Source organism: Sphingorhabdus contaminans (genome assembly GCF_007280415.1).
Classification (GTDB): Bacteria; Pseudomonadota; Alphaproteobacteria; order Sphingomonadales; family Sphingomonadaceae; genus Sphingorhabdus_B; species Sphingorhabdus_B contaminans.
In genome coordinates, this window is the sequence record NZ_VKKU01000001.1 from 559,377 (window position 1) to 582,334 (window position 22,958).

Sequence of the window (22,958 nt, forward strand, 5' to 3'; positions counted from 1 at the left end):
TTCGGTGCCGACATAACGCTGTATTGCATTCAGCGGCTTAGTCCGCCAGCAAAGCGTCATGGATAATCTTACGCATAGCCTGGTCGGTGCATTGCTGGGACAGGCAGGATTAAAACGCAAAACCGGACTGGCGATGCCGACGCTGATCATCGCCGCCAACATTCCGGATATCGATGCCGTTGCCGTGCTGCTCGGCGGCAGCCAGCATCTGGCGCTGCGTCGCGGGATTACCCACGGACCGATTGCTATGGTCGTGCTGCCGCTGTTGCTTTGGGGTATAATGCTCTGGTTTGACCGATGGCAAACGAGGCGCGGCAAACGGCCGGAAAGTCGTTTGCCTGTCGACACAAAATGGTTATTGGCGCTCGCCTATATCGGTTGCCTTAGCCATCCCTTGTTCGATTGGTTCAACAGCTATGGCATCCGCTTGCTTGAACCCTTTTCCAGCCAATGGTTCTACGGCGACACGATTTTTATCATCGACATCTGGCTGTGGTGCGCCTTGATTGCAGGTGTGTGGCTGTCGTTACGCGGCGAGCGGCGAGGAAGACAGAATTGGCGCACGCCTGCGTTGGTGAGTATGTCGACCATTTTTGCCTACATTGCCGCGAATGGGTTGATTACTGGGCGGGCGGAGCAACTGACAGGCAATGCTGTGCAATCCCAGTTTGGCGTCGTTCCAGCTATGGTAGTGGCCAATCCAGTCCCGGTACAATTCTGGAAGCGAGAAATGCTGTGGCGCGACGCAACCCATTATGGGCAGGGCAGTTTCTCGGTGCCAGATGCTGTCAGTCTCGATCCCAAAATCGGCAAACACAACATGGGCGACGCTGAAGCAGTCGCGCAAATGGCCAGAGACAAAAATGCCGATGCCTTTCTTTTTTGGTCGCGTATGCCGGTGTTGCGTGAACAAGTGCATGGATCTTCGAATGTTCGTGTCCTGTCGGACCAACGCTTTGGCAATCCCTTGGTTCAGGACCGTTTCACGGTTGCCGTTCCTGCCGAGAATCCGGAAAAATGACCCAGCCAGTTATTCTATGGTTTCGCCGCGATCTGCGTCTGGCGGATCAGAAAGCGCTGACCGCTGCGGCAGGAAGCGGCTCGCCCGTCATACCCGTCTATATTCTTGATGACGAAACGCCCAAGCACCGCAAAATGGGTGGTGCATCGCGCTGGTGGTTGCACCACAGTCTCGCATCCCTCGATGACGATTTAAAGAAGGCCGGATCCCGTTTACTCCTCCGACATGGCAAATCCGAAGAGGTGCTAGCGAGCCTTGTTAATGAAACGGGCGCTTCGGCCATCCATTGCATCAGGCATTATGAACCTTGGTGGCGAAATGCCGAAAAAGCGGTGGCGAAGGCTTTGCCCGCTGATTGCGCATTCTATTGTCATGACGGCAACTATCTTTTGCCACCCGGCAGCGTGACCGCAGGCAGCGGCGGTCAGTACAAGATCTATACACCGTTCATGCGCGCATTGTGGCAACATATGCCACCTTCCGATCCTTTACCTGCACCTAAGAACATTCCAGCGCCGCAAAATTGGCCGAAAAGTGAAACGATTGCCGATTGGAACCTGCTGCCAACCCGTCCCGATTGGGCAGGCGGCATGCGTGACATGTGGAAGCCCGGTGAAGCGGGCGCGAAAGCCCGTCTCGAGGCCTTTGCCGATAAGGCGAGGCATTATGATGAAAAGCGCAATCTGCCTTCCGTTGCCGGATCTTCTTTTTTATCTCCGCACCTCCATTTTGGCGAAATATCGCCCGCAACCTGTTGGCATCGCACTATGTCCGCTGGCGGTTCGGTTGACGTATTTTTGAAAGAGTTAATCTGGCGGGATTATGCGCAAAATGTGATCTGCCAATTTCCCGAATATGGAAGCAAGAACGCCCGCGACACCTTTGACAAGATGCCATGGCGGGATCTGGACGACCCAGCCGTCAAAGCAGACTTTGTCGCATGGACAAAGGGACAGACAGGATATCCGATTGTTGATGCCGGTATGCGGCAGCTTTGGACAACCGGCTGGATGCACAACCGGGTTCGGATGATTGCTGCATCCTTTCTGATTAAGCATCTGCTCATCGACTGGCGGGCGGGCGAGCAATGGTTTTGGGACACGCTCGTTGATGCCGACTATGGATCAAACGCCGTAAACTGGCAGTGGACGGCGGGATCTGGCGTGGACAGCAATATGTTCGTCCGTATCATGGCACCATTGTCCCAATCGGAAAAATTTGATGCAGCGCGCTATATCCGGGAATGGGTGCCGGAATTATCCGACTTGCGCGAACCATATATTCATGACCCTGAGGAGCATGGTGTCCGGCCGAAAGCATACCCACGCAAATTGATTGGCCACAAGCAGGCGCGGGAACGTGCGTTGGCGGCCTTTTCTGAAACAAAAGATTAGAAGCGATCAGCCGTCTACGGCGATCCGAGTGCCCGTCTCAAATTCCCGTTGCAATAAAGCAACAATGGCTTCTGCAACCACAGAGGGTTCTTTTACGGTCGCCGGGTCTTCACCAGGATAGGCTGCGGCCCGCATTTTTGTCCGGGTTTTACCTGGATCGACAATGGCGGCTCGTACAGCAGAGATATTCTTCACTTCCTCGGCATAGCTGCGCACCAGCGTCTCCAAAGCCGCTTTAGAAGCTCCATAGGCACCCCAAAATGCGCGGGGTGTAGCGCCGACGGAGGAGGTGAGGGCGATCAGGCGACCGGCGTCACTCTTACGGAGAAGCGCATCGAACGATGCGATGAGCACTTGCTGCGCCGTGACATTCAATGTGAAAAGACGAGCAAATTCAGCGCCATCTATCGCCGGTACCGGGGCCAAGGTACCCAGCATTGCCGCGTTGAGTATAAGATGATCGAGTTTGCCCCAGCGTTCCGTGACCGCGGCGGCAAGACGGGAAATGCTGTCCCCGTCGGTGAGGTCCAATGGAGCGATGGTCGCGCTGCCACCTGCTTCGAAAATCTCATCCTCTACTGATTCGAGATCCTTGGCGGTACGCGCAGTTATGATCACATGTGCGCCCTGTGCAGCGAGTGCTTTTGCCGTTGCGGCGCCGATTCCCCGGCTGGCACCGGTGACCAGTGCAATCTTATCTTCAAAAATATTGCTCATGGATTAGGCGAGCTTTCTTTCGCCAAGCATGATGAGGTCTCCGGCTTCGGATTCTTCATGATCTGTCAGACTTGTGGGATAATCACCGGTAAAGCATGCGTCGCAATATTGCGGCTTGCCGTTGTTGCGCGCATCTTCTCCCAGCGCGCGATACAATCCGTCGATCGACAGGAATGCGAGGCTGTCCGCCTGAATGAATTTGCACATTTCCTCGACGTCCATTCTGCTCGCCAGCAATTTTGACCGCTCGGGTGTGTCGACGCCGTAGAAACAACTGTTCATTGTCGGCGGGCTGGCAATGCGCATATGCACTTCGGCAGCACCCGCTTCACGCATCATTTGAACGATTTTTAGCGAAGTAGTGCCGCGCACAATGGAATCGTCGATGAGAACGATTTTCTTGCCCGCTACGAGGTTCTTGTTGGCATTATGCTTCAGCTTAACGCCTAAATGGCGAACGCCGTCGCCCGGCTGGATAAAGGTGCGGCCGACATAATGTGACCTGATGATCCCTAGTTCAAATGGGATGCCCGCAGCTTCGGCATAGCCGATGGCGGCAGGGGTGCCGCTGTCGGGAACCGGAATCACATAATCGACGTCGACGCCATTCTCCCGCGCGAGTTCAGCACCAATAGCCTTACGCACGGAATATACGCTGATCCCTTCGACGATGGAGTCGGGGCGGGAAAAATAGACATGTTCGAAAATGCAGGGACGCTGTGCGACCGGGATGAACGGCTTGTGCGAATGGATTTCGCCATTACGCACGACGATGAGCTCGCCCGGCTCAACGGCGCGGATAAACTCGGCTCCGACAATATCGAGAGCGACGGTTTCCGAAGCAAAGATGATGGATTCGCCCAGTTTGCCCATCACCAAAGGCCGTATTCCCAGCGGGTCGCGGCAAGCGATCAAACCCTCGGTTGTCAGACAGATCAGCGAGTAGGCACCTTCGACCCTTTTTAGCGCGTCGATCAGGCGGTCGAGCAATGTCCTGTAGCCGGAGGTCGCGACCAGGTGGATGATCACCTCGGTGTCGGATGTCGACTGGAAAATGGAACCTCGCCGCACGAGGTCGCGCCGCAAAGTCATCGCGTTCGAGATGTTACCATTATGTGCGATGGCAAAACCGCCGGTCGCCAGGTCGGCGTAGAGCGGCTGCACATTGCGAAGGGATGTCTCGCCTGTTGTGGAATAGCGTACATGTCCGGCGGCGCTGCGTCCGACCAGACCGCTGATGATTTCTTCGCGGTCGAAATTGCCTGCGACATGGCCCATGGCGCGATGGGTATGGAAGTCGTGACCGTCGAAGCTCGTGATTCCAGCTGCTTCTTGGCCGCGGTGCTGCAGGGCGTGCAGGCCAAGCGCAACCATGGCGGAAGCACCTTCGGCGTCAGTCACGCCGAAAATGCCGCACTCCTCCCGAAGTTTGTCGTCGTCAAATGGGTCGGTGGTCAGCATTATATCGAATCCCGCTGCGCTTCGCTGGGTGGCATATAGGCATGGTTGGCCCTCTTGTCTCCCCCTTGTCGTGATAGTGTCATAAAGAAAATGTTGGCGAGCCTTTTCGGCATGGTTTAGGTCCCTAACCATGACAGATGACCGCGAAACAGGGTTGGAGCTAAATCCGAAATTTGACGCCAATGGTTTGGTGACAGCAGTCGTGACCGATGCTGCAGATGGCACCGTGCTTATGGTCGGCCATATGAATGCCGAAGCTTTGGCGAAAAGCGTGGAAACTGGAACTGCAGTTTTCTTTTCGCGCAGTCGTCAGCGTCTGTGGCAAAAGGGGGAAAGCAGCGGAAATTTCCTTTTTATCAAGGAATTGCGGGTCGATTGCGATCAGGATGCCATCTGGGTAATTGCAGAGCCAAAGGGACCAACCTGCCATACCGGTGAACGCAGCTGTTTCTATCGCCGCCTGACGGACGATAGGTTGGAACGCGTGTGAATTACCGCAGGTTACATGCTTCGTTGCTGCTGCTGGCACTTGCTGCGTGCGACAATGGGGCTTTGGCGCCAACGACCTCGGATGCCCCGTCAGGCGAAGCATTGGACGACCAGGCGGTTGCCGTTGGGATTATGCCCGATCCGGATGATGTCGAATTTGCCGGACGTTTTGAAACGCGTAGCGAGCTGGGCACAGACAAATTTTGCGCGGTTTCCAACGGGACGCAACAGTTTAATATTGGATTTCTGGCGGTGTACGGTCCGGAGAGCAAATGCGAAGGAACGGGCACCGCGACGATCAAAGGGCAGACAGTGCGCGTCGTGCTGACAGGGCAGGGAAGCTGTTCGTTCGATGCACGCTACGACGGCATAGAATTGCGCTTCCCCGGCACTGTGGAAAGTGGCTGCTCAACCTATTGTTCTGCCAACGCCAATCTGTCGGGCACCCATTATTTCATGGTTCAACCCGGAGATGAAGCTGCCCGTCAAACACTGGGGCGCGATATCGAAAGATTATGCGGTTAGCCCGGAACAACGAGGCAGGCTTGTCCGGCGGCCTTTAGCTTGCCGCACATTTCGTCTGCTGCCGCACGGCTGGCAAAGGGACCAGCCTGTAACCGAGTGAGTTGTCCGCTGTTCTTATAAGTCGGTTGCAGGGAATCAATTCCCGCAACTTTCCCTTTCAACGAAGCCCATAACTTCCTGGCGTTCGCATCTTCCCCAAAAGCGCCCAGCTGGATACGCCACGGGCTCGCCGCCGCAGGCGTCGCTGGTTTGGGGGCTGGCGCTGCCGCAGGTTTAACTGCAACGGGCGTCGTGGCTTTCGGCTTGGCTGCTGGAACGCCAACCGCTGGTATGTTCGCCGGAAAGCCGGGAGGATTTGCCGATGGTATTGACGAAGGCGGGACCGCTACCTGCTTGGTGGGTTTGGCCGGGGGGCTTGTGTTGATCGGGAATCCGGCGGCCTGAGCCGAAGCATTCCGGCTGGCGCGCTGTTCCAGATCGCCCGCAAGCACTGTTGCTGCCTGACGCTGTTCAAGTGGAACATATTTGTCCATTTGCGACAGGCTTTGCGAAGCCGGAGCCATGCCAGCCGACGAGGCAAGCGACATCAGGGCGTAAGCGCGAACCCAGTCTTTTGCGATATGTGTGCCATTGAACAATTCGGTTGCCAGCAAATATTGTGCCCGCGGGTCACCACGGTCGGCCGACGCCTGCAAAATGGGAAGCGCCTCAGGAACGCGGCCTTGATAGTGCAGCAGGTGGCCATAACTATCCATTGCCTTCAAATGACCTTGTGCGGCTGCCTTTTTATACCAGTCGAGCGCGATATTGAGGTCGGTCTTTACACCGCGTCCCGTTTTGTAGGCCTGACCCATGTTGAACTGGGCATCCGGATCGCCTTTTAGGGCAGGTTCGCGCCATTCCTTGACAGCGGCCTCATAGTCGCCGCGGCTCCAGGCATCGACCCCCGCCTTGACGTCAGCTGCAGCTGGTGCCGATTGCAGCGATAGTGCCAAGGCAGCTATAGCCAGTTTCGAAAGGTGCGACCCTAACTTCATGTAATTCCTCCGAACTAAAAGCGAGTTTCTTATAATATGCAAGAAACTCAAAAATGGTAAACATTTCCGATTAATCTCTTAACCAGCCCAATGCCCCAAATCATTAGGTCAGATGCGGCTATATAGATTAAGGTTTACGCTATGCCAGCCAATATTCGTGCGGTGAAATCAGGTGCAGCGTTAACGGATTTTTAGCCCTGTTCTGTCACATCCCCATTTGAAACATTTACAAAGGGGAATGATGTGAGGGTTCTCGCATTAGCATCACAGAAGGGCGGGTCGGGCAAAACCACCCTTTCTGGCCACTTAGCGGTTCAGGCACAACTTGCCGGAGCCGGGCCTGTCGTCTTGATTGATATCGATCCGCAAGGGTCGTTGGCCGATTGGTGGAATGAACGTGAGGCCGATCTTCCCGCTTTTGCCCAAACCACCGTTGCGCGCCTAGCCTCGGATTTGGCTGTTCTGCGCCAGCAGGGCTTCAAACTTGCTGTTATCGATACGCCACCTGCCATTACCATGGCGATCCAGAGCGTTATTTCGGTTGCCGAGTTGATTGTCGTTCCGACCCGTCCGAGTCCGCATGACCTGCGCGCCGTGGGAGCCACAGTCGATCTTTGTGAACGCGCCGGAAAGCCGCTGATCTTTGTGGTCAACGCAGCGACGCCAAAAGCAAAGATCACATCAGAAGCTGCCGTTGCTTTGTCGCAGCATGGCACCGTTGCACCAATCACTCTTCACCACCGTACCGATTTTGCAGCGTCGATGATCGACGGCCGTACGGTAATGGAAATCGATCCGGGCGGCAGGTCTTCGCAAGAAGTTGTCCAGCTCTGGGCTTATATTTCGGACCGACTGGAAAAGAATTTCCGCCGGACAGTATTCAGTGCTCCCGCCGCTGCGGCCAATCCGCAAGTCGCTGCCGCACGACCGATGGGCGGCTTTGGCCGCCGTGTTGTTGGTTGAGCGAAGAAAAGGGGGCAATGAAGATGAGCGAACCTAAGCCGATAGCATCACTTTCCGGAATTTTGCTGGCCCGCAAAGGGCTGGCCCGTCCCGCCATGCGCCGTCCGTCTTTGATGGGCAGCAATGGAAATGCCGCTTTGTCGCAGGACGACCTGGGCTGGAACGACATGGGTTATGATGTCGATCCTGATCCCAATACGCCGATGGATTATGACCACAGCTTCCACGGACAAAACCCGCTGGCGGGCGCTGTTCCGGAAGTTAAAAGCCAACAGGAACGTATTTTTGATGAATATGATTCTGAGTTTGACGCCGGATTTGACAGTTTGGCCGGAGCAGAACCGGAAGTTGATACGGCACTGACTGTGGTAAGCATGATCCCCGAACCGCCGGTGCAACCAATTACGCGCCGTGGAAAAACCGACGCGCCGCGTTCGCGGGCACGTTCGAAACCGGGGCTCAAGGAAAAGGCGGCCTTCACATTGCGTCTCGATGGAGAGCGTCATTTGAAGCTGCGTCTTGCCTGCGCTGTCCGGCATCAGTCGGCACAAAATCTCGTGACCGATGCGCTGGACGCATTTCTCGAATCCATGCCGGAAATTGGGCACCTTGCGTCCCACGTTCCAACGAAAAAACATTGAACCCAAGTCTGAGCTTTTTTGAGGTGATACCATGAATAGCAAATTTGTCGTAAAGCTCGCATTATCGACTGCTTTTGTGGCAGTGCCCGCGATGACCGCGTCGACTGCCGGTTTTGGGAGCACCGATAAAGTTTCGGCTAAAAAGGCCGGCCCTGAAAAAGCATATGACTGGGCGAAAAAGGCAGAACAGGCGTTCGCAAAGGGTAAGGCCGACCGTGCCCTGACCTTTGCGGAACTTGCTGTTGAAGCCGATATGCAGAACCGCGACTATCGTGGTCTTCTGGCCCGTATTTACATGTCGCAGGGACGTTTCGTCTCGGCAGAGCGGACGTTGATGGACGTGATGGAATTGGGCCAGGTGGATCCCCGCACGGTGATCAGCCTTGCCCTAGCCCGTATTGCCCAAGGCAATGTCGATTCTGCCGTCATGCTGGTCGAAGCAAACCGTTCGATCCTGCCCGTCAGCGACTATGGCCTGACCCTTGCCCTTGCGGGTCGTGCGGGTGAGGCTGTGAACATTCTTTCCGATGCGATCCGGGCCGACAGCGCCACGGTGCGCACCCGCCAGAATCTGGCGCTGGCCTATGCCCTTGACGGCCGCTGGCGCGATGCACGCATTATGGCGTCGCAGGACATGGCACAGTCGCAAGTAAATGACCGGATAGCCGAATGGGCGCAGTTTGCACGCCCCGAAGCCTATACATTGCGCGTCGCCGGACTATTGAAGGTGCGCCCCAACATGGCGGATACCGGGCAACCCGTCCGGCTGGCTCTCAACAGCGCCCCATCTGCAGGATTGGCGCAAGCCGAAGTGCCAGCGGCTCCGGTTGAAATGGCCTCTGCACCGCAAGCTGCACCGGTTGAACTCGCTGCACTTGGCCCTGCGCCTGTGTCGGATAGCGTTGGCTTTGCCGCTGTCGAAGCCGCTGTAAACACAGTGGAATCGGATCCATTGGCAGTTGCCGCTGTTGAAGAGGCTCCGCTGATCAAGGCGCCCGTTGTTCCTGCAAAGGCGGCTGCGCCTGCCGCACCGGTCAAGCTCGCGCTTGCCGATGTGCCGGCGTCGAAACCGTCGCTGAAGTCTTCGACCCATCTGGTGCAGCTTGGTGCGTTTTCGAACGCTGCAAATGCCGCTGCGGCGTGGAACAAATATAGCAAACGCTACGGCGTGTTGAGTGGCCTGGATTCGGCCAGCTCGACTGTTACGGTGAACGGCAAGAAATTCGTCCGTCTGGCCGCAACAGGTTTCACCAATAGTGCATCGGCAAATGCAGCATGCAGCAAGATCAAGGCGCAGGGCGGAGTTTGCCTTGTCCGTGCAGTGGGTGCCGAAAAGCCTGTGCGCATGGCGAGTGCTGCAGGTCGCAAGATCGCCGCGCGCTAAGTCGCAGCACATCGAAGTCCTTAAGGGGCGGCGGGTTCGGCTTAGGCCGGTATAACCTTGCCGCCCTTTAACATATGCCGCACCCGTCCTTGCACCGGCAAGCGGTCAAAGGGCGTATTTCCGGCAAGTGCAGCCATTTTGTCGCCATCGACCTGCCAAGGCGCATCGGGATCGATGAGGATAACATCGGCCTCGCAACCCTCGGCGATGCGCCCGGCATTTAATCCCAAAATGCGCGCCGGATTGGTGGCGAGCAGCTCGAAGAGGCGTCCGGTCGAAATCGTCCCCTCACGCACCAGATTGAGAGATAGGGCGAGCAGCGTTTCGGCCCCGGCCATGCCAGGTGCGGCTTCCGAAAAGGGAAGGCGCTTATCTTCGGGGCCCCGCGGGTCATGGCCCGATGAAATTACATCAATCGTTCCATCGGCCACTGCCGCGATGCAGCTCATGCGATTGGCCTCATCCCGCAGAGGTGGCGAAAGTCGGGCGAAAGTGCGGAAATCGAAAATGGCGTTGTCGGACAGGAATAGATGTCCCGGCGTGATACCACAGCTAATCCGTAAGCCACGAGATTTACCCTCCCGTATCAAATCAAGGCCGCGGGCGGTGGTCACCTGCCGGAAGTGGACATGAGCTCCACTTTCCTCGGCGAGAATCAAATCGCGGGCTATTGCAAGCGTCTCGGTTGCCGGCGAAGCGCTCGAAAGGCCAAGCAGTGTCGCTGTTTCGCCATTGGTTGCAACCGCTTTGCCGGCAAGTCCCGCATCTTCGCTGTGGACGATGACTGGCAAGTCAAGCGCCGCACAATAGCGCATGATCCGCAGCATAATCCCGCTGTCGGCAATCCAGCTACGTCCGGTGGCTACACCAACGGCACTCGCTTCTTTCATCAAGGCAATTTCGGCCATATGAAGCCCGTCCAACCCTTGCGTAGCGGCAGCGAGCGGGTGCACCCACAGGTCAGGTTTCCCTTTTAACGCGGCGTAACGAACGGTGGCGGGGTCATCATGAACCGGCGACTGGTCCGGCATCAGTGCCGCCCGTGTAATGCCGCCAAAGCGGAAAGCCGGCTTGTCGGTTTTGAAGACGCCCAGATCTATAATACCCGGCGCTACTATCAGACCTGATGCATCCAGCTGTTCGGCGATCGGCGCAGCCTTGCCGACGGACGCAATCTTGCCATTTTCGATATGGATATGCGCCGCCTCGGCCTTTGCAATGCCGGGAAGGACTGCCTGGCCGCCGAGGATGTTGATTCCGGTCATGCCCAACCCTCCACAGATCGCGCTTTTCGGGTTAGGATATCGAGGCAGGCCATACGGACGGCTACGCCCATTTCGACCTGTTCGGTAATGGCAGAACGTTCCACATGGTCGGCAATGTTGCTGGCAATTTCGACGCCGCGATTCATGGGGCCAGGGTGCATGACAAGCGCATCCGGTTTCGCCAGCGCCAGCCTGCGTTCATCCAGCCCGTAAAGATGGTAATATTCTCTGGGGGAGGGGATGAAATCGCCCTGCATACGTTCATTCTGCAGCCTGAGCATCATGACCACATCCGCGCCGTTTAACGCTGTGTCGAAATCGCTGTAAGATTTGGCACCAAATGCTTCGATCCCGTGCGGCATAAGGGCAGGCGGAGCAACCACACGGACGTCGGCGCCCAGACTTTTCAGGCAGAAAATATTGGACCGGGCCACACGGCTGTGGAGCACGTCGCCGCAGATCACAACAGTCTGTCCTTCCACGTCACCCTTCCGGCGCATGATAGTGAGGGCGTCGAGCAGTGCTTGGGTTGGGTGTTCGTGGCTGCCGTCACCAGCATTCAGAACTGGGCAGTCGACTTTGCTGGAAATGAGCTGCACCGCCCCCGAGCTTGCGTGGCGAATCACAATTGCATCGGCGCGCATGGCGTTCAGCGTCATGGCCGTATCAATTAGCGTTTCACCTTTTTTGACGCTGGACTGCGCAGCGTGCATGTTGACGACGTCGGCACCCAGCCGCTTTCCCGCTATCTCGAACGAAAGCAGCGTGCGTGTCGAATTTTCAAAGAAGGCGTTGATGATCGTCATGCCGGACAACCGGTCATCATGCTTTGCGGGCCCCGAACGGTTAAGAGCTACCCAATGTTCGGCCTCTTTCAAAATGTAGAGAATTTCCCATTTTTGGAGTCCGGCAATGCCAAGCAAATGCCTGTGCGGAAAAGCGTCCGAACCGGCTGGAAAACGGTCGGCGGCGATATTCTTTGTCCATGTCATTAAAGCGATGCCCTTAGAGGGAAAGCGGATGCATAGCAAGCATCACACAGTCAAAGCATCAATGGCCCCTTGCAGGATAAATGCAGCCGCACCGCTATCAATTTTCTCGGCTCTTTTGGCGCGGCTCATGTCGGCGGCGATCATGTCCCGCTCGACTGCCTGTGTCGACCAGCGTTCGTCACGCAGCAGGATGGGTAAGCCCAGATCGGCGATATTACGGGCAAAGGCACGGCTCGACTGGCTTCTGGGACTCTCGCTGCCATCCATGTTCAAAGGGAGGCCGATCACGATGCCCTTTGTCGGCCGGGTGGCGATTGCGGCCTGCAATGCGACTTTGTCTTTGGAAAATTTGCTCCGCTTGATGAGGTCGGAGGGTGAGGCAAAGGACCAGCCTGCGTCACAGAAGGCCGTTCCAATGGTTTTGCTGCCTACGTCCAGACCGATCAGCACCCCGCCTTCAGGGAGCGCATTGCGAAAATCGGAAACCTGTTCAAAGATCATTTGGCCAGGAACTTCTGCGTACGCCAAAGAGCATCCGCCCGGACATTTGCCCAGAAGAGCGGATAATCATAAACATGGTAGTTGTTGCCCGGCAGGACATAGGGACCCATGTCTACGGGGGCTCCAATCAATAAAAACCCTTTTTCATCGCAACGGGCAGGGACGGTTTCCGGGATTAGTTCGCCAGTGCTCATATCGCCCGAGGGTTTGAGCGTGCCGAGATTGGCTGCTGGGGGCGACGCGCCGTCCGCCCCGCCATTAAGGGGGTTGGTGCACAGGATCGGCGTGTCCTTACGCGATTCGCCGTTAAAGCCTGTCGTTGCGTTATATAGTTCCAGTATTTTGGTATATTTGGCGGGTTCTGCATAGCTTTCCCAACCCATGATGCAGCCTGTCTGGTCCGGCGACGTGCAGACAGGCAGACCCATTTCGGGGATGTCTGTGGTGATCGAAACCGGCCAGCCAACGACATAGGCCGCGACAATGCGCTTGGCGATTGGTTTGCCTGCAATGCGGTCTTTAAGAAGATGTGTCAGATGCAGCGCGCCCTGGCTGTGACCTGCCAATATGATGGGGCGGTCTTTCTGCACCGTTCTCACAAAATGATCGAAGGCAAGCAGGATGTCCTGATAGGCATCGTTCAGAGCTTGTGCGCCTTCCGGCTTTGTTGTCAGAAACGCACCAATTCCGGCCTGACGATAACGGGGCGCCCAGATTTCGCCCGACGCGGCAAAAGGTGTCGCAAGACCGCGCAGGAACAGTCGGGCCCGTGCCTGCGATTCCTGATCGTCAAGCGGCGCGTTCCAGTGCGTGCGAGCCATGAACGATGTGGGATGGATGAAGAAAATGGCGGCTGAACCCGGAACTTCGGTCTTTGGCGCGCCCACCGGTACCCACAATGTCGGATTGTTGTCCTTCTGCCCGGCACGCGAAAACCACATGGCAGGATCTTCATAGACATTTTTGGCAAGCGCGGCCTGCTTTTCAAACTTTACTGTCGGTTCAAGCTGGCCAATCGCAAAGTCGGTCAGTTCGTCCTGATAAATGCGCAGGACGAAACCACCCGCTATGACCAATACGATCAGGCTGGCGAACAGATAAAGAAATTTGCGAGCCAAAGTTGTAATTCCCGATGTTCGTGCGGCTGAAACAGCCAGCGCATGTACTCTATTTCGCAAAAATAGCACCGCAAATTTGAATGTGACCTGACAAGGGCCGCTTTTCCGTTGAAGCGAGCCATACGCAATGCTAGCGGCGGCGCTATGTCTGTAGATAAAGATACCGTGAACAAAATAGCACGGCTTTCGCGCATCGCGATCAGCGATGCAGAGGCTGACAAGATGGTCGGCGAGCTCAATGGCATTCTGGCCTGGGTGGAGCAATTGGGCGAGGTGGACGTCACCGGCGTTGAGCCGATGACGGCCGTCATTCCCAATAAGCTGCGCCTGCGTGACGATGTCGTCACCGATGGCGATGTGCGCGAAAAGGTCCTTGCAAACGCGCCCGCCCGTGAGGGCAGTTTCTTTGGCGTGCCGAAGGTGATTGAATAATGACCGATTTTTCCAGAATGGGCGTCGCCGCCATTCGCGATGGCGTGGCCAATGGCGAATTCAAGGCCGTTGAAGTGGCCGAGGCGCTGAATGCACGCGTTGCAAATGCAAAAGCGCTGAATGCGTTCATCGTAGAAACTCCGGAAAAGGCGCTTGAAGCAGCAGCGGCCGTTGACGCCGACCGCGCCGCAGGCAAGCCGCTTGGCAAGATGGCAGGTGTGCCGATTGGCATGAAGGATCTGTTCTGCACCGAAGGTGTCCAGACGACCGCCGCCAGCCACATTCTTGAAGGTTTCGTGCCTACCTATGAATCGACGGTGTCGGCGAACCTGTGGAAAGCGGGCGCCGGGATGCTGGGCAAGCTCAATCTCGATCAGTTCGCCATGGGATCGTCCAACGAAACCAGCTATTTCGGCAATGTCATTTCGCCCTGGCGCCGCAACGACGGAAGCAACGCCGCCCTTGCGCCTGGCGGGTCGTCGGGTGGATCGTCTTCGGCCATCGCAGCACGTCTGTGTCCCGCAGCAACCGGAACCGACACTGGCGGGTCCATCCGCCAGCCTGCGGCGTTCACTGGTATCAGCGGTATCAAGCCAACATATGGCCGCTGCTCCCGCTGGGGGATTGTGGCTTTCGCTAGTTCACTTGATCAGGCGGGCCCGATGGCACGCGATGTCCGCGATTGCGCCATCATGCTGGAGGCGATGGCCGGGTTTGATCCCAAGGACTCGACATCTCTCGACCTGCCTGTCCCTGAATGGGAAGCTGGTCTGAACAGCGATTTGAAGGGCAAGCGGATCGGTATACCCCGCGAATATCGTCTCGACGGGATAGACGAGGATATTGCCGCCATGTGGGACAATGGCATCGCCTGGCTGAAAGATGCCGGTGCCGAAGTTGTCGACATCAGCCTGCCGCACACCAAATATGCATTGCCTGCCTATTACATTATCGCCCCGGCGGAGGCATCGTCCAATCTGGCGCGCTATGATGGTGTGCGCTTTGGCTTGCGGGACCTGCCCGATGGTTCGGGCCTGCAGGATATGTATGCCGCGACCCGTGCCGCAGGATTTGGCGCCGAGGTCCGCCGCCGCATCATGATCGGTACATACGTTCTGTCTGCCGGCTTTTATGACGCCTATTATACGCAAGCCCAAAAGGTCCGCGCTTTGATCGCGCGCGATTTTGAGCAGGCATGGGCAAGCTGTGACCTGATCCTGGCCCCGACCGCACCAAGCGCGGCGTTCGGACTGGGTGAAAAGACGAGCGATCCGCTGGCCATGTACCTGAATGACGTGTTCGCCGTGCCTGCATCTCTGGCCGGTCTGCCTGCCATGTCGGTGCCTGGCGGCCTCAGCAAAGACGGATTGCCATTGGGCCTTCAGATCATCGGCAAGGCGCTTGATGAGCAGTCTGTACTGAATGCCGGTCTGGCAATCGAAGAACGTTCCGGATTTACGGCGGAAGCCGGAGAGTGGTGGTAAGATGAGCGAGTATCGTATCCAGGGAAACACCGGTGAGTGGGAGGTCGTCATCGGCCTTGAAGTCCATGCACAAGTTACATCCAATGCCAAGCTCTTTTCCGGCGCCTCTGCGGCCTATGGTGGCGAGCCAAACAGCCATGTTTCGCTCGTGGATGCGGCCATGCCGGGGATGTTGCCGGTGCCGAACCGCGAATGTCTGCGTCAGGCCGTCCGTACCGGAATGGCGATCAATGCCCAGATCAATCGGTGGTCGCGCTTTGACCGCAAGAACTATTTCTACGCCGATTTGCCGCAGGGATACCAGATTTCGCAGCTTTACCACCCCATTGTGGGCGAAGGTGAAATCGAGGTGACATTGAACGAGAAGGATCCTGATAGCCCGACCAAGAAAATCGGTATCGAACGTATCCACGTCGAACAGGATGCCGGCAAGTTGATGCACGACCAGCATCCGACCATGTCTTTTGTAGACCTCAACCGTTCGGGCGTTGCGCTGATGGAAATCGTCTCGCGGCCGGACATGCGTTCGCCGCAGGAGGCTGGAGCCTATCTTAAGAAACTGCGGTCCATTCTGCGCTATGTGGGGTCGTGCGACGGAAATATGGAGCAGGGCTCCATGCGCGCAGACGTCAATGTTTCGGTGCGCAAGCCTGGCGGCCCCTTGGGCACGCGGACCGAAACAAAGAATGTGAACTCGATCCGCTTCATGATGCAGGCCATCGAATATGAGGCGCAGCGCCAGATCGATCTGATCGAAAGTGGCGGCGAAGTTGTGCAGGAAACCCGCCTGTTCGACCCGAATAAGATGGAAACCCGTTCGATGCGGTCCAAGGAAGATGCGCATGACTATCGTTATTTTCCGGACCCTGACCTTTTGCCTGTCGAACTGGACGATGCGTTTCTGGAAGAATGCCGGGAAAGCCTGCCGGAACTGCCCGATGCAAAGCGCAAACGGTACGAAGGCATGGGGCTGTCTGCCTATAACGCCGCAGTCCTGACTGCAGAGGCAGAGACCGCGTTCTGGTTTGAGGATTTGCTCGGCCATGGCGTCGATCCCAAACAGGGGTCGAATTGGCTGCTGTCCGAATTATTCGGCGCACTCAACAAATTGGGCAAGTCGCTGGATGAAAGTCCGGTGAATCCTGCGCAAGCAGCCGAATTGCTCGGTCTTGTTGCCGATGGAACAATTAGCGGCAGCATTGCCAAGCAGGTCTTTGAAATCATGCTCGAAACAGGGCAGGGCGCAGCTGCCATTGTGGAAGAGCGCGGCCTGAAACAGACCAATGATACCGGGGCAATCGAAGCCGAAATCGCCAAGATCATGGCCGCCAATGAAGACAAGGTCGTCGAATATCGCTCGGGCAAAGATAAGCTTTTTGGCTTCTTCGTCGGTCAGACCATGAAGGCGATGCAGGGCAAAGCCAACCCGCAGGTCATCAACGAGCTGTTGAAGAAGGTGTTAGACGTCTGATATTAGGGCAGAACGTGCAGGAACAACAGTCCGTTTGACCAGATCAGAATATCGTCCGGGCTGAGGCCACCACGCTTTATGATCGGGCCATTGTAGCCAGCAGCGAACCCCTGCTCACGGTTCTTGTTGCCGAAAGCGTTTAAGTCGGCGGACGTCATGTTCAAAGCGATCGGGATCAGCTGCTCCATTTGGCGAAAAGAATCGACGATCGCCTCTTTGGCGCGTTTGCCGTCGTCTTCACTCCAAAGAAGGGCATTTTTGTCATGTTCGAACGATCGTTTATTTAACTGAACGATGCTCGTCACAGTTTGTTTGAAAACAACCGCATTGTTTCGAGCCAGCCGTACATCAGCGAAAACACGGATACTGGAAAAGTCAGGAGACAGATCATAGCGGAAGGATATCTCTGCTACATTCTCACCGGGCTGACCTGTATAGGACATGTCCTTGTGCAGGGCAGGCGTTCCTGCGTGTAGCCAATCAATAGTAGCCAGCGCTTTCGCTGAACTAGTTAGCGCAAGTGCATCAACGTCAAACCCGCTCAGTACTCCGCGTACAGGCTGTATGGTGTGTTCTGCTTTATCTTTCAGGGACTTGGATAAAATCTTCTTTTTGTCGTCAAGGGAATAGACGATCAAGGTATCAAGCAATCCCCCTGAAGGCGGGCGTGCGACACGGCCGACATCGACGGTGGATTCGATCGCAGTTTGGGGCAAAAACACGCGAACCTCGAATAGATCCGCCGACGTACGGTCCTTGGCAGAAAGTGTTACTGGATCGTTTCGCTTGCCTTGTGAGGCATCCGCAACAGCCGAATGCAATCCAGCGCACAGTCCCAAGATTAGGATCGGTCTCAGCATAGGACGGCTCTCAATAAATGGCAGGATAAACGGTTTTTTGATTTGCCCGTTCGAGGCGAACTGCGGTGGGTAGCCGAAAAGCTCCCACCGCAGGATCGGGTAATTGCCTTATTTTGCAGCCTTTATGGTTTTCGCGAACTCGACAAAGTTCTTTGCAAATACTTCGCGTAATTCGGTTTCGGCCGCTTCAGTTTCGTCGGTGGTTTTCGGAGGAAAGCTCGACAGGCCATTGCCACCCCGACCTTTGACCAGCTTAGCCTTGGTTTTACCGCCTCTAAAATCCTTGAAAATGAAGCGGTTGTTTAGCGAACGACCATAAATAGCCCTTTTGGTGTAGAAATTCTGCGTGATTAGCAGCTCCACGTAGCAAGGGGCGGTCGATGAGCTAAGCCGGTTGGTCGCCTTTGTCGAAACCTTCCTGTCGGCAATTGGGGTTTCATATATGATCTGCGAAGGCTGCAGCTTCAATTCCGTAACCAAATCAAGCGATTTAAGTGCTTCGATTTGGAGCCTAGGCCCGAGTGCTTCTTTCAGATATTCGGCTTCACTAATGTTCCGGTCCTTATTGGCGGCGGCATCGGCAACGGCTCCGATGATTCCGAAGCCCGAGAGAAGGCTAGTGGTCATAGCCTGGCCTTCCAATGTGGGAAAAACATGCAATTCACATTCAGGCGCTGCGGCATCCTGTGCCATTGCAGGGTGCGTAACGCAAACTGCAAATAATGCAGCAATTTTGCTTATGGTTGAAAATTTCATCATTCAGTCTCCAGCTTGAATTTAGAAAAGGGCAGGTCAGGACGGAGGCGTATTGGCTTCCGGGGGTTTGGGCGGTGAGTCTTGCGGTAATTCTGGTGCTTTGGTCTCAGAAATCGGACCAGAAGATGGTTCGGTTACTACCGCGAAGCTGATGTCTTCGCCGGTTCGTGCTTTCAGTTCGCGGCCTTTGGGAATGAAGCTTGATTTACCCTTCACCAGCGCCGCCGCGACGCCGACCGCAAACATTGTAGCTGCCGCCGCGCCGTTGTTGTTGCCGCCTTCTTCTCTATACCGTCCGTCGAGTAGAATCCGTTGGCCGTTGAGTTCTAGAAAACGTAATGAAATTCCCAAAATGCCGGGTTTGCCAAATGCGCCGTTCTTGGTGACGAAGGTGACTACACCTTCGCCTAATGTGCCTTTCGGAATAGCAATAGTTCCACCATGTACGACGTCATGCACAACCATGACCTTGAACTTGTCGCCTATATTGCTGCTCGTTGTTGAAATGTCGTCGATCAGGGACACAATTACCGGCGAACCGGCTAAAAGTTTCGCCTTTAAAGGCTCCACCTGCATCTGGGCCGTTTCCGAGGTGGGGTTCGGAAGAGACGTGACAGGAGTTTGTAAATCTTGGGCATTAACCGCAGCGCAGCAAATACCGAAAAGCGGCACAATTATTGTTTTCATGTGCCCCCCGGCAAAAGTCAGTGAAGATATAACTGGCTTATGGTTGCTTTGTACGTTTCGAGGGATGCCGATGCCCCGTTTATATTGCAAGCTGTTTCGGGGCCGTGATTGTTCAAAAAGCTATCAATTTTACAACTGGGCAAAAAGTTGCAGGTGGCTTGTCTAATAACTATGCAGAGTTCTGCATCAGAAATCCGCCTTTGGCGAAAAATTTTACTTTCTTTCCGGCGCCGCCGATTTAGAAAACATACGCACAAACAATAGACTGGTTTCTGTACCGGTCCGCAAAAGAGGGGGAGTTTTGCGTGCGTCCATTGACCATCGCGCTTGTCTTGAGCGCGTCATTTCTGTCGAGTCCGATTTCCGCCAATGACAGCGATAGCCTGAGTGCTTCGCCTTTTGGCGTTGTCGAAATCGCTGCTGACGAAGCTTCCAAGCTCGAGATGCCCAAACTGGAATTTACCGAGGGCCTTGAAGACGCGAAAAATTACGACAAATATTATTATTTCCGGCGCGACGAGACGGATTTTGCAACGGCCTATGCCGATATAACGGAATGCGACGGCTATGCCCGAGCGCTGGTTTCCAGCTATAAATATCAGGAAGCGCCTTATCCCTATGCGGGTACGCTGGCGGGAGCCGCCGGTGGCATGATTGCCAACGCCATGATGGCCGCGATCTTTGTGCCGGGCGAAAAGCGGCGGATGCGCCGCGTCAACATGCGGCAATGCATGGGATTCAAGGGTTATGAACGGATCGGGCTGAACAAGGAATTGTGGGAAACCTTCAATTTTGAAGAAGGGACAGGCGCCGAAGAGGAAGAGTCGCGGCTGCGTGCCCTGAAACTACAGGCTTTGGTTGCATCAAAAGCCGCTGCCACCGAAAAGGTATTGCCACGATGAACAAGATAATTCTCACTCTTGCCGCCCTGTCTGCTGCGGCAGCCCCCCAGATCGCTGCTGCCAAATCGAAGGTGCCGGTGTTTGTCGAGGCCAAGCATGTCAAAGACGCGCCTGTCGTCACTCTTGATCCGGCAAAGGCATATGTCCTCCTGCGTACGCCTTACGCAATGCCGATGCATTTTGTGAAAATTCCCAACGCCGAAGACCAGGCCGCCTACGACAAGCTTCGGGAAGAGGCATTCATCGAGGCCAAAGAAGACTATGCCAAAGCGATCGTGAAATATGAACGTGATCTGGCCGTCGCCAAGAAAACATCAGGCATGAAGCTGCCGAAAAAGCCCGTAGAGCCTACCGAATCCAATTTCCAGTTCACCCAGTTTTCGCAGATGGCGAACTTTACGATAGGCCCATTCAATCGCTTTTATAGCAAGGGCGGCGGGACCTACCTTCACGCTGTAACCCCCGGAACATACCGCATATTCGGGCAGGTAGATCCCTTGATCGGGGCAGGCGTCTGCTATTGTATGGGCAGCGTGACATTTACGGCAGAAGCTGGAAAGATTGTTGATCTCGGCACGTTGACCACCGATTTGGCCAATTCCGGCCCGGCGGAAAAGGGCGACAGCAGTTCGCCCCGGCTTGCCGCAATGACCCTCGCTTTGGACCCAGTTGACGCCAATACGCCGGTTGACCCGCGCCTTGCGTCTTTGCCGCGCATTCCTGCCGATTTGCGGGCTGCAGGAAAGGTGCCCAACTATATGGGTATTGCGATATCGCGCTTGCCTGCGATCAAAGGTGTTCTGGGATATCAGCGTGACCGCATAATCGACCGGAAGGCCGTGACGGAAGTTGCTCCGCAGGCCCCCGGCGATAGCATCCAACCCGCAGCAGACGCACCGGCAGCACAAAACTAGCGTCTTTCATTAAGACGACGACCCTGCGGAAAAGCTCAATCGCCGCTTGGTACTTGCCCTTGTGCACCTTTCCCGTTAGAGGCTCCCGTCGTTTGTGAAACGGCAGCTTTTCGTAAGCGGGCGTGGCGGAATTGGTAGACGCACCAGATTTAGGTTCTGGCATCGCAAGGTGTGGGGGTTCGAGTCCCTTCGCCCGCACCACGAAATGGGGTATAACCTGGGCTGCCGTTGAACCCGAAAGCCATTTAACAGTTTAAGGCAAGCTACCCGCTTGTCCCAGATAGAGAAGATAACATGCAGACCGTCGAGACACAGAATGAAGGCCTGAAGCGCGCATATCGGATGACGATTACCGCGAAAGATGTCGAATCGCGCATTGATGCCGAGGTAAAGAAAATCGCCCCTCAAGTGCGGATGCCCGGCTTCCGTCCCGGTAAGGTTCCGGCCAATCTGGTCAAGAAAATGCACAAGGATTCCTTGCTGCAGGATGCGCTCAACAGCTCCATCCAGGAAGGCGTGCAGAAGGCGATTGCCGACAATAAACTGCGTCCGGCAACCCAGCCCCATGTCCATCTCGACAATGACTATGCGCCCGGCAAGGATGCTGTGGTCGACTTCCATCTCGAAGTATTGCCGGCAATTTCCGCTCCGTCGATTGACGGTATCACGCTGGAGCGTCTGACCGTCGAAGTTACAGACGCCGCGGTTGACGAATCGATCCTGAAGCTGGCCGCTGGTCAAAAGAGCTTCGAAGCCGCAGATAAGAAATATGCCGCCAAATTGGGCGATAGTGTCGTGATCGATTTTGAAGGCAAGATCGATGGCGTCCCGTTCGAAGGCGGGAAGGGCGAAGGCATGGCGGTCGAGCTTGGCTCAGGCCAGCTGATCCCTGGATTTGAAGACCAGCTGGTCGGCGTAAAAGCCAATGATGAAAAGGTCATCAACGTAACTTTCCCGGAAGATTACAACGCCGAGAACCTGAAGGGCAAGGCTGCAACTTTCGATATCGTTGTGGCTGAAGTCCGTAAGCCGGTCGAAGCAAAAGCCGATGATAATCTTGCCAAGATGTTCGGCTTGGAAGGCATCGACAAGTTGCGCGAGCTGATGAAGGTTCAGGTCGAGCAGGAACATAATGGCCTGACGCGCACCTATATGAAGCGCCAGTTGCTTGACCAGCTTGCCGCGGACCATGATTTTGACGTTCCGCCATCGATGGTCGAAGCGGAATTCGAGCAGATTTGGGCACAGCTTGAACAGGAAGCTGCGCGTGAAGAAGATCCCGAAGCCGCGAAGAAGGAAATGGAAGCCGAGCGCAATGATTATCGCGATATTGCCGTTCGTCGCGTGCGTCTTGGCCTGTTGCTGTCCGAAATCGGTCAGGCAAATGGCGTCGAGGTCAGCAGCCAGGAAATGAACATGCTGGTTCAGCAAGCGGCCCAGCAATACCGCCCTGAAGACCGTCAGCGTTTTGTGCAATATTTGCAGGAAAATCCGATGGCGGCGGCTCAGCTGCGCGCGCCTCTGTTCGAAGACAAGGTTGTCGATTTCCTTTTCGGTAAGGCGACCGTAACCGAAAAGACAGTGACGAAGGAAGAACTGGAAGCGGCGATCGAAGCCGAACCGGATGCAAAGCCCGCTGCAAAGAAGAAGGCTCCTGCCAAAAAGGCAGCGGCTAAGGAAGAGGCGTCTGCCAAGGAAGCCAAGCCTGCGGCAAAGAAGGCTGCTCCTAAAAAGGAAGCCGCCGAGGCTAAGGACGATGCTAAGCCGGCTGCGAAAAAGGCACCGGCCAAGAAGGCTGCAGCGAAGAAATAAGCTTCCTGTAACTTCACATAAGACAATATTTTGGGGGCCGCATTTTGCGGCCCCCTTTTTGTTTGAGGGCAATCAGGCCATGGGTATGAAAAAGGGGGCCGGAATGCACCGGCCCCCTTTTTCTGCTTTGAT

Annotated in this window: 23 protein-coding genes and 1 tRNA gene; 14 read left to right on the forward strand and 10 right to left on the reverse strand. The window is 55.7% G+C overall.

All coding sequences use genetic code 11. The annotated features are described in order from the left end of the window. Positions 1–58: 58 nt before the first annotated feature. On the forward strand, positions 59–1,021 hold the full coding sequence (locus FOM92_RS02820; RefSeq protein ID WP_143775264.1) for a metal-dependent hydrolase: 963 nt from the start codon (positions 59–61) through the stop codon (positions 1,019–1,021). Continuing rightward, entirely contained in the window at positions 1,018–2,415 is a 1,398-nt protein-coding gene (locus FOM92_RS02825) for a cryptochrome/photolyase family protein (protein WP_143775265.1), read from the forward strand. Before FOM92_RS02820 ends, FOM92_RS02825 begins: the two co-directional genes overlap by 4 nt. A gap of 6 nt (positions 2,416–2,421) precedes the next feature. On the opposite strand, the gene FOM92_RS02830 is transcribed toward FOM92_RS02825, so the two are convergent. Both FOM92_RS02830 and purF read right to left on the reverse strand, forming a co-directional pair. Then, positions 2,422–3,132: an SDR family NAD(P)-dependent oxidoreductase gene (locus FOM92_RS02830; protein ID WP_143775266.1), complete on the reverse strand. Its 711-nt coding sequence runs from the start codon at positions 3,130–3,132 to the stop codon at positions 2,422–2,424. A gap of 3 nt (positions 3,133–3,135) precedes the next feature. Beyond that, the gene (gene purF, locus FOM92_RS02835; protein ID WP_143775267.1) at positions 3,136–4,593 is read right to left on the reverse strand and encodes an amidophosphoribosyltransferase; all 1,458 of its coding nucleotides are present in this window, start codon (positions 4,591–4,593) and stop codon (positions 3,136–3,138) included. 130 nt (positions 4,594–4,723) lie between these two features. On the opposite strand from purF, the gene hisI reads away from it, so the two are divergent. Then, the gene (gene hisI, locus FOM92_RS02840) at positions 4,724–5,083 is read left to right on the forward strand and encodes a phosphoribosyl-AMP cyclohydrolase (RefSeq protein WP_143775268.1); all 360 of its coding nucleotides are present in this window, start codon (positions 4,724–4,726) and stop codon (positions 5,081–5,083) included. Next, on the forward strand, positions 5,080–5,607 hold the full coding sequence (locus FOM92_RS02845; RefSeq protein ID WP_143775269.1) for a hypothetical protein: 528 nt from the start codon (positions 5,080–5,082) through the stop codon (positions 5,605–5,607). The genes hisI and FOM92_RS02845 overlap by 4 nt, the downstream gene beginning before the upstream one ends. Here FOM92_RS02845 and FOM92_RS02850 read toward each other — a convergent pair. After that, positions 5,604–6,644: an SPOR domain-containing protein gene (locus tag FOM92_RS02850; protein WP_143775270.1), complete on the reverse strand. Its 1,041-nt coding sequence runs from the start codon at positions 6,642–6,644 to the stop codon at positions 5,604–5,606. The genes FOM92_RS02845 and FOM92_RS02850 overlap by 4 nt on opposite strands. Before the next feature lie 243 nt (positions 6,645–6,887). Between FOM92_RS02850 and FOM92_RS02855 the strand changes: the two genes are divergently transcribed. The 3 genes from FOM92_RS02855 to FOM92_RS02865 are packed head-to-tail and all read left to right on the forward strand — an operon-like array spanning position 6,888 to position 9,632. Then, on the forward strand, positions 6,888–7,607 hold the full coding sequence (locus tag FOM92_RS02855) for a ParA family protein (protein WP_143775271.1): 720 nt from the start codon (positions 6,888–6,890) through the stop codon (positions 7,605–7,607). Positions 7,608–7,630: 23 nt separating this feature from the next. Further along, complete coding sequence (locus FOM92_RS02860; protein WP_143775272.1) at positions 7,631–8,248, forward strand: hypothetical protein; 618 nt, start codon at positions 7,631–7,633, stop codon at positions 8,246–8,248. Positions 8,249–8,279: 31 nt separating this feature from the next. After that, a complete protein-coding gene (locus tag FOM92_RS02865) occupies positions 8,280–9,632 on the forward strand; it encodes an SPOR domain-containing protein (protein ID WP_143775273.1) in 1,353 nt (450 codons plus the stop codon). Between the two features lie 41 nt (positions 9,633–9,673). On the opposite strand, the gene FOM92_RS02870 is transcribed toward FOM92_RS02865, so the two are convergent. Genes FOM92_RS02870 through FOM92_RS02885 form a run of 4 tightly spaced genes read right to left on the reverse strand, consistent with a single transcriptional unit; the run spans position 9,674 to position 13,508 of the window. Next, the gene (locus tag FOM92_RS02870) at positions 9,674–10,897 is read right to left on the reverse strand and encodes a dihydroorotase (protein ID WP_143775274.1); all 1,224 of its coding nucleotides are present in this window, start codon (positions 10,895–10,897) and stop codon (positions 9,674–9,676) included. Next, a complete protein-coding gene (locus FOM92_RS02875) occupies positions 10,894–11,889 on the reverse strand; it encodes an aspartate carbamoyltransferase catalytic subunit (protein ID WP_143775275.1) in 996 nt (331 codons plus the stop codon). The genes FOM92_RS02870 and FOM92_RS02875 overlap by 4 nt, the downstream gene beginning before the upstream one ends. Before the next feature lie 42 nt (positions 11,890–11,931). Further along, entirely contained in the window at positions 11,932–12,390 is a 459-nt protein-coding gene (ruvX, locus tag FOM92_RS02880) for a Holliday junction resolvase RuvX (RefSeq protein ID WP_143776290.1), read from the reverse strand. Further along, a complete protein-coding gene (locus FOM92_RS02885) occupies positions 12,387–13,508 on the reverse strand; it encodes a DUF3089 domain-containing protein (protein ID WP_143775276.1) in 1,122 nt (373 codons plus the stop codon). Before FOM92_RS02885 ends, ruvX begins: the two co-directional genes overlap by 4 nt. 144 nt (positions 13,509–13,652) lie before the next feature. Between FOM92_RS02885 and gatC the strand changes: the two genes are divergently transcribed. Genes gatC through gatB form a run of 3 tightly spaced genes read left to right on the forward strand, consistent with a single transcriptional unit; the run spans position 13,653 to position 16,895 of the window. After that, a complete protein-coding gene (gene gatC, locus FOM92_RS02890) occupies positions 13,653–13,940 on the forward strand; it encodes an Asp-tRNA(Asn)/Glu-tRNA(Gln) amidotransferase subunit GatC (protein WP_143775277.1) in 288 nt (95 codons plus the stop codon). Next, entirely contained in the window at positions 13,940–15,424 is a 1,485-nt protein-coding gene (gene gatA, locus FOM92_RS02895; RefSeq protein ID WP_143775278.1) for an Asp-tRNA(Asn)/Glu-tRNA(Gln) amidotransferase subunit GatA, read from the forward strand. Before gatC ends, gatA begins: the two co-directional genes overlap by 1 nt. A gap of 1 nt (position 15,425) precedes the next feature. Next, positions 15,426–16,895, forward strand: a complete 1,470-nt coding sequence (gene gatB / locus FOM92_RS02900; RefSeq protein WP_143775279.1) for an Asp-tRNA(Asn)/Glu-tRNA(Gln) amidotransferase subunit GatB — start codon at positions 15,426–15,428, stop codon at positions 16,893–16,895. A gap of 2 nt (positions 16,896–16,897) precedes the next feature. Here gatB and FOM92_RS02905 read toward each other — a convergent pair whose 3' ends face one another. From FOM92_RS02905 to FOM92_RS02915, 3 genes are all read right to left on the reverse strand, one after another. After that, a complete protein-coding gene (locus FOM92_RS02905; protein WP_143775280.1) occupies positions 16,898–17,755 on the reverse strand; it encodes a hypothetical protein in 858 nt (285 codons plus the stop codon). Positions 17,756–17,863: 108 nt separating this feature from the next. Then, positions 17,864–18,514 carry a hypothetical protein gene (locus tag FOM92_RS02910; protein ID WP_143775281.1) on the reverse strand — a complete coding sequence of 217 codons (651 nt, stop codon included), beginning with the start codon at positions 18,512–18,514 and terminating at the stop codon, positions 17,864–17,866. 33 nt (positions 18,515–18,547) lie between these two features. Then, positions 18,548–19,198, reverse strand: coding sequence for a hypothetical protein (locus tag FOM92_RS02915; RefSeq protein ID WP_143775282.1), 651 nt, complete (start codon positions 19,196–19,198; stop codon positions 18,548–18,550). Positions 19,199–19,503: 305 nt separating this feature from the next. Between FOM92_RS02915 and FOM92_RS02920 the strand changes: the two genes are divergently transcribed. The 4 genes from FOM92_RS02920 (at position 19,504) to tig (ending at position 22,826) form a co-directional block, all read left to right on the forward strand. Continuing rightward, complete coding sequence (locus FOM92_RS02920) at positions 19,504–20,100, forward strand: hypothetical protein (protein WP_143775283.1); 597 nt, start codon at positions 19,504–19,506, stop codon at positions 20,098–20,100. Beyond that, a complete protein-coding gene (locus tag FOM92_RS02925; protein WP_143775284.1) occupies positions 20,097–21,014 on the forward strand; it encodes a hypothetical protein in 918 nt (305 codons plus the stop codon). Before FOM92_RS02920 ends, FOM92_RS02925 begins: the two co-directional genes overlap by 4 nt. 116 nt (positions 21,015–21,130) lie before the next feature. Next, a tRNA-Leu gene (locus FOM92_RS02930) sits at positions 21,131–21,215 on the forward strand. Positions 21,216–21,308: 93 nt separating this feature from the next. Next, positions 21,309–22,826 (forward strand): trigger factor, encoded by a 1,518-nt coding sequence (gene tig / locus FOM92_RS02935; RefSeq protein ID WP_143775285.1) that lies wholly within the window; start codon positions 21,309–21,311, stop codon positions 22,824–22,826. Positions 22,827–22,958: the final 132 nt, after the last annotated feature.

Excerpts from the sequence above, each read along its gene's own strand:
- FOM92_RS02820 (WP_143775264.1), top strand. The coding sequence starts at position 59 with ATGGATAATCTTACGCATAGCCTGGTCGGTGCATTGCTGGGACAGGCA.
- FOM92_RS02850 (WP_143775270.1), bottom strand. The coding sequence starts at position 6,644 with ATGAAGTTAGGGTCGCACCTTTCGAAACTGGCTATAGCTGCCTTGGCA.
- gatA (WP_143775278.1), top strand. The coding sequence starts at position 13,940 with ATGACCGATTTTTCCAGAATGGGCGTCGCCGCCATTCGCGATGGCGTG.
- FOM92_RS02875 (WP_143775275.1), bottom strand. The coding sequence starts at position 11,889 with ATGACATGGACAAAGAATATCGCCGCCGACCGTTTTCCAGCCGGTTCG.
- FOM92_RS02860 (WP_143775272.1), top strand. The coding sequence starts at position 7,631 with ATGAGCGAACCTAAGCCGATAGCATCACTTTCCGGAATTTTGCTGGCC.
- FOM92_RS02915 (WP_143775282.1), bottom strand. The coding sequence starts at position 19,198 with ATGAAAACAATAATTGTGCCGCTTTTCGGTATTTGCTGCGCTGCGGTT.
- purF (WP_143775267.1), bottom strand. The coding sequence starts at position 4,593 with ATGCTGACCACCGACCCATTTGACGACGACAAACTTCGGGAGGAGTGC.
- gatB (WP_143775279.1), top strand. The coding sequence starts at position 15,426 with ATGAGCGAGTATCGTATCCAGGGAAACACCGGTGAGTGGGAGGTCGTC.
- FOM92_RS02865 (WP_143775273.1), top strand. The coding sequence starts at position 8,280 with ATGAATAGCAAATTTGTCGTAAAGCTCGCATTATCGACTGCTTTTGTG.
- FOM92_RS02825 (WP_143775265.1), top strand. The coding sequence starts at position 1,018 with ATGACCCAGCCAGTTATTCTATGGTTTCGCCGCGATCTGCGTCTGGCG.
- ruvX (WP_143776290.1), bottom strand. The coding sequence starts at position 12,390 with ATGATCTTTGAACAGGTTTCCGATTTTCGCAATGCGCTCCCTGAAGGC.
- FOM92_RS02925 (WP_143775284.1), top strand. The coding sequence starts at position 20,097 with ATGAACAAGATAATTCTCACTCTTGCCGCCCTGTCTGCTGCGGCAGCC.
- FOM92_RS02910 (WP_143775281.1), bottom strand. The coding sequence starts at position 18,514 with ATGATGAAATTTTCAACCATAAGCAAAATTGCTGCATTATTTGCAGTT.
- FOM92_RS02830 (WP_143775266.1), bottom strand. The coding sequence starts at position 3,132 with ATGAGCAATATTTTTGAAGATAAGATTGCACTGGTCACCGGTGCCAGC.
- tig (WP_143775285.1), top strand. The coding sequence starts at position 21,309 with ATGCAGACCGTCGAGACACAGAATGAAGGCCTGAAGCGCGCATATCGG.
- FOM92_RS02905 (WP_143775280.1), bottom strand. The coding sequence starts at position 17,755 with ATGCTGAGACCGATCCTAATCTTGGGACTGTGCGCTGGATTGCATTCG.
- FOM92_RS02870 (WP_143775274.1), bottom strand. The coding sequence starts at position 10,897 with ATGACCGGAATCAACATCCTCGGCGGCCAGGCAGTCCTTCCCGGCATT.
- gatC (WP_143775277.1), top strand. The coding sequence starts at position 13,653 with ATGTCTGTAGATAAAGATACCGTGAACAAAATAGCACGGCTTTCGCGC.
- hisI (WP_143775268.1), top strand. The coding sequence starts at position 4,724 with ATGACAGATGACCGCGAAACAGGGTTGGAGCTAAATCCGAAATTTGAC.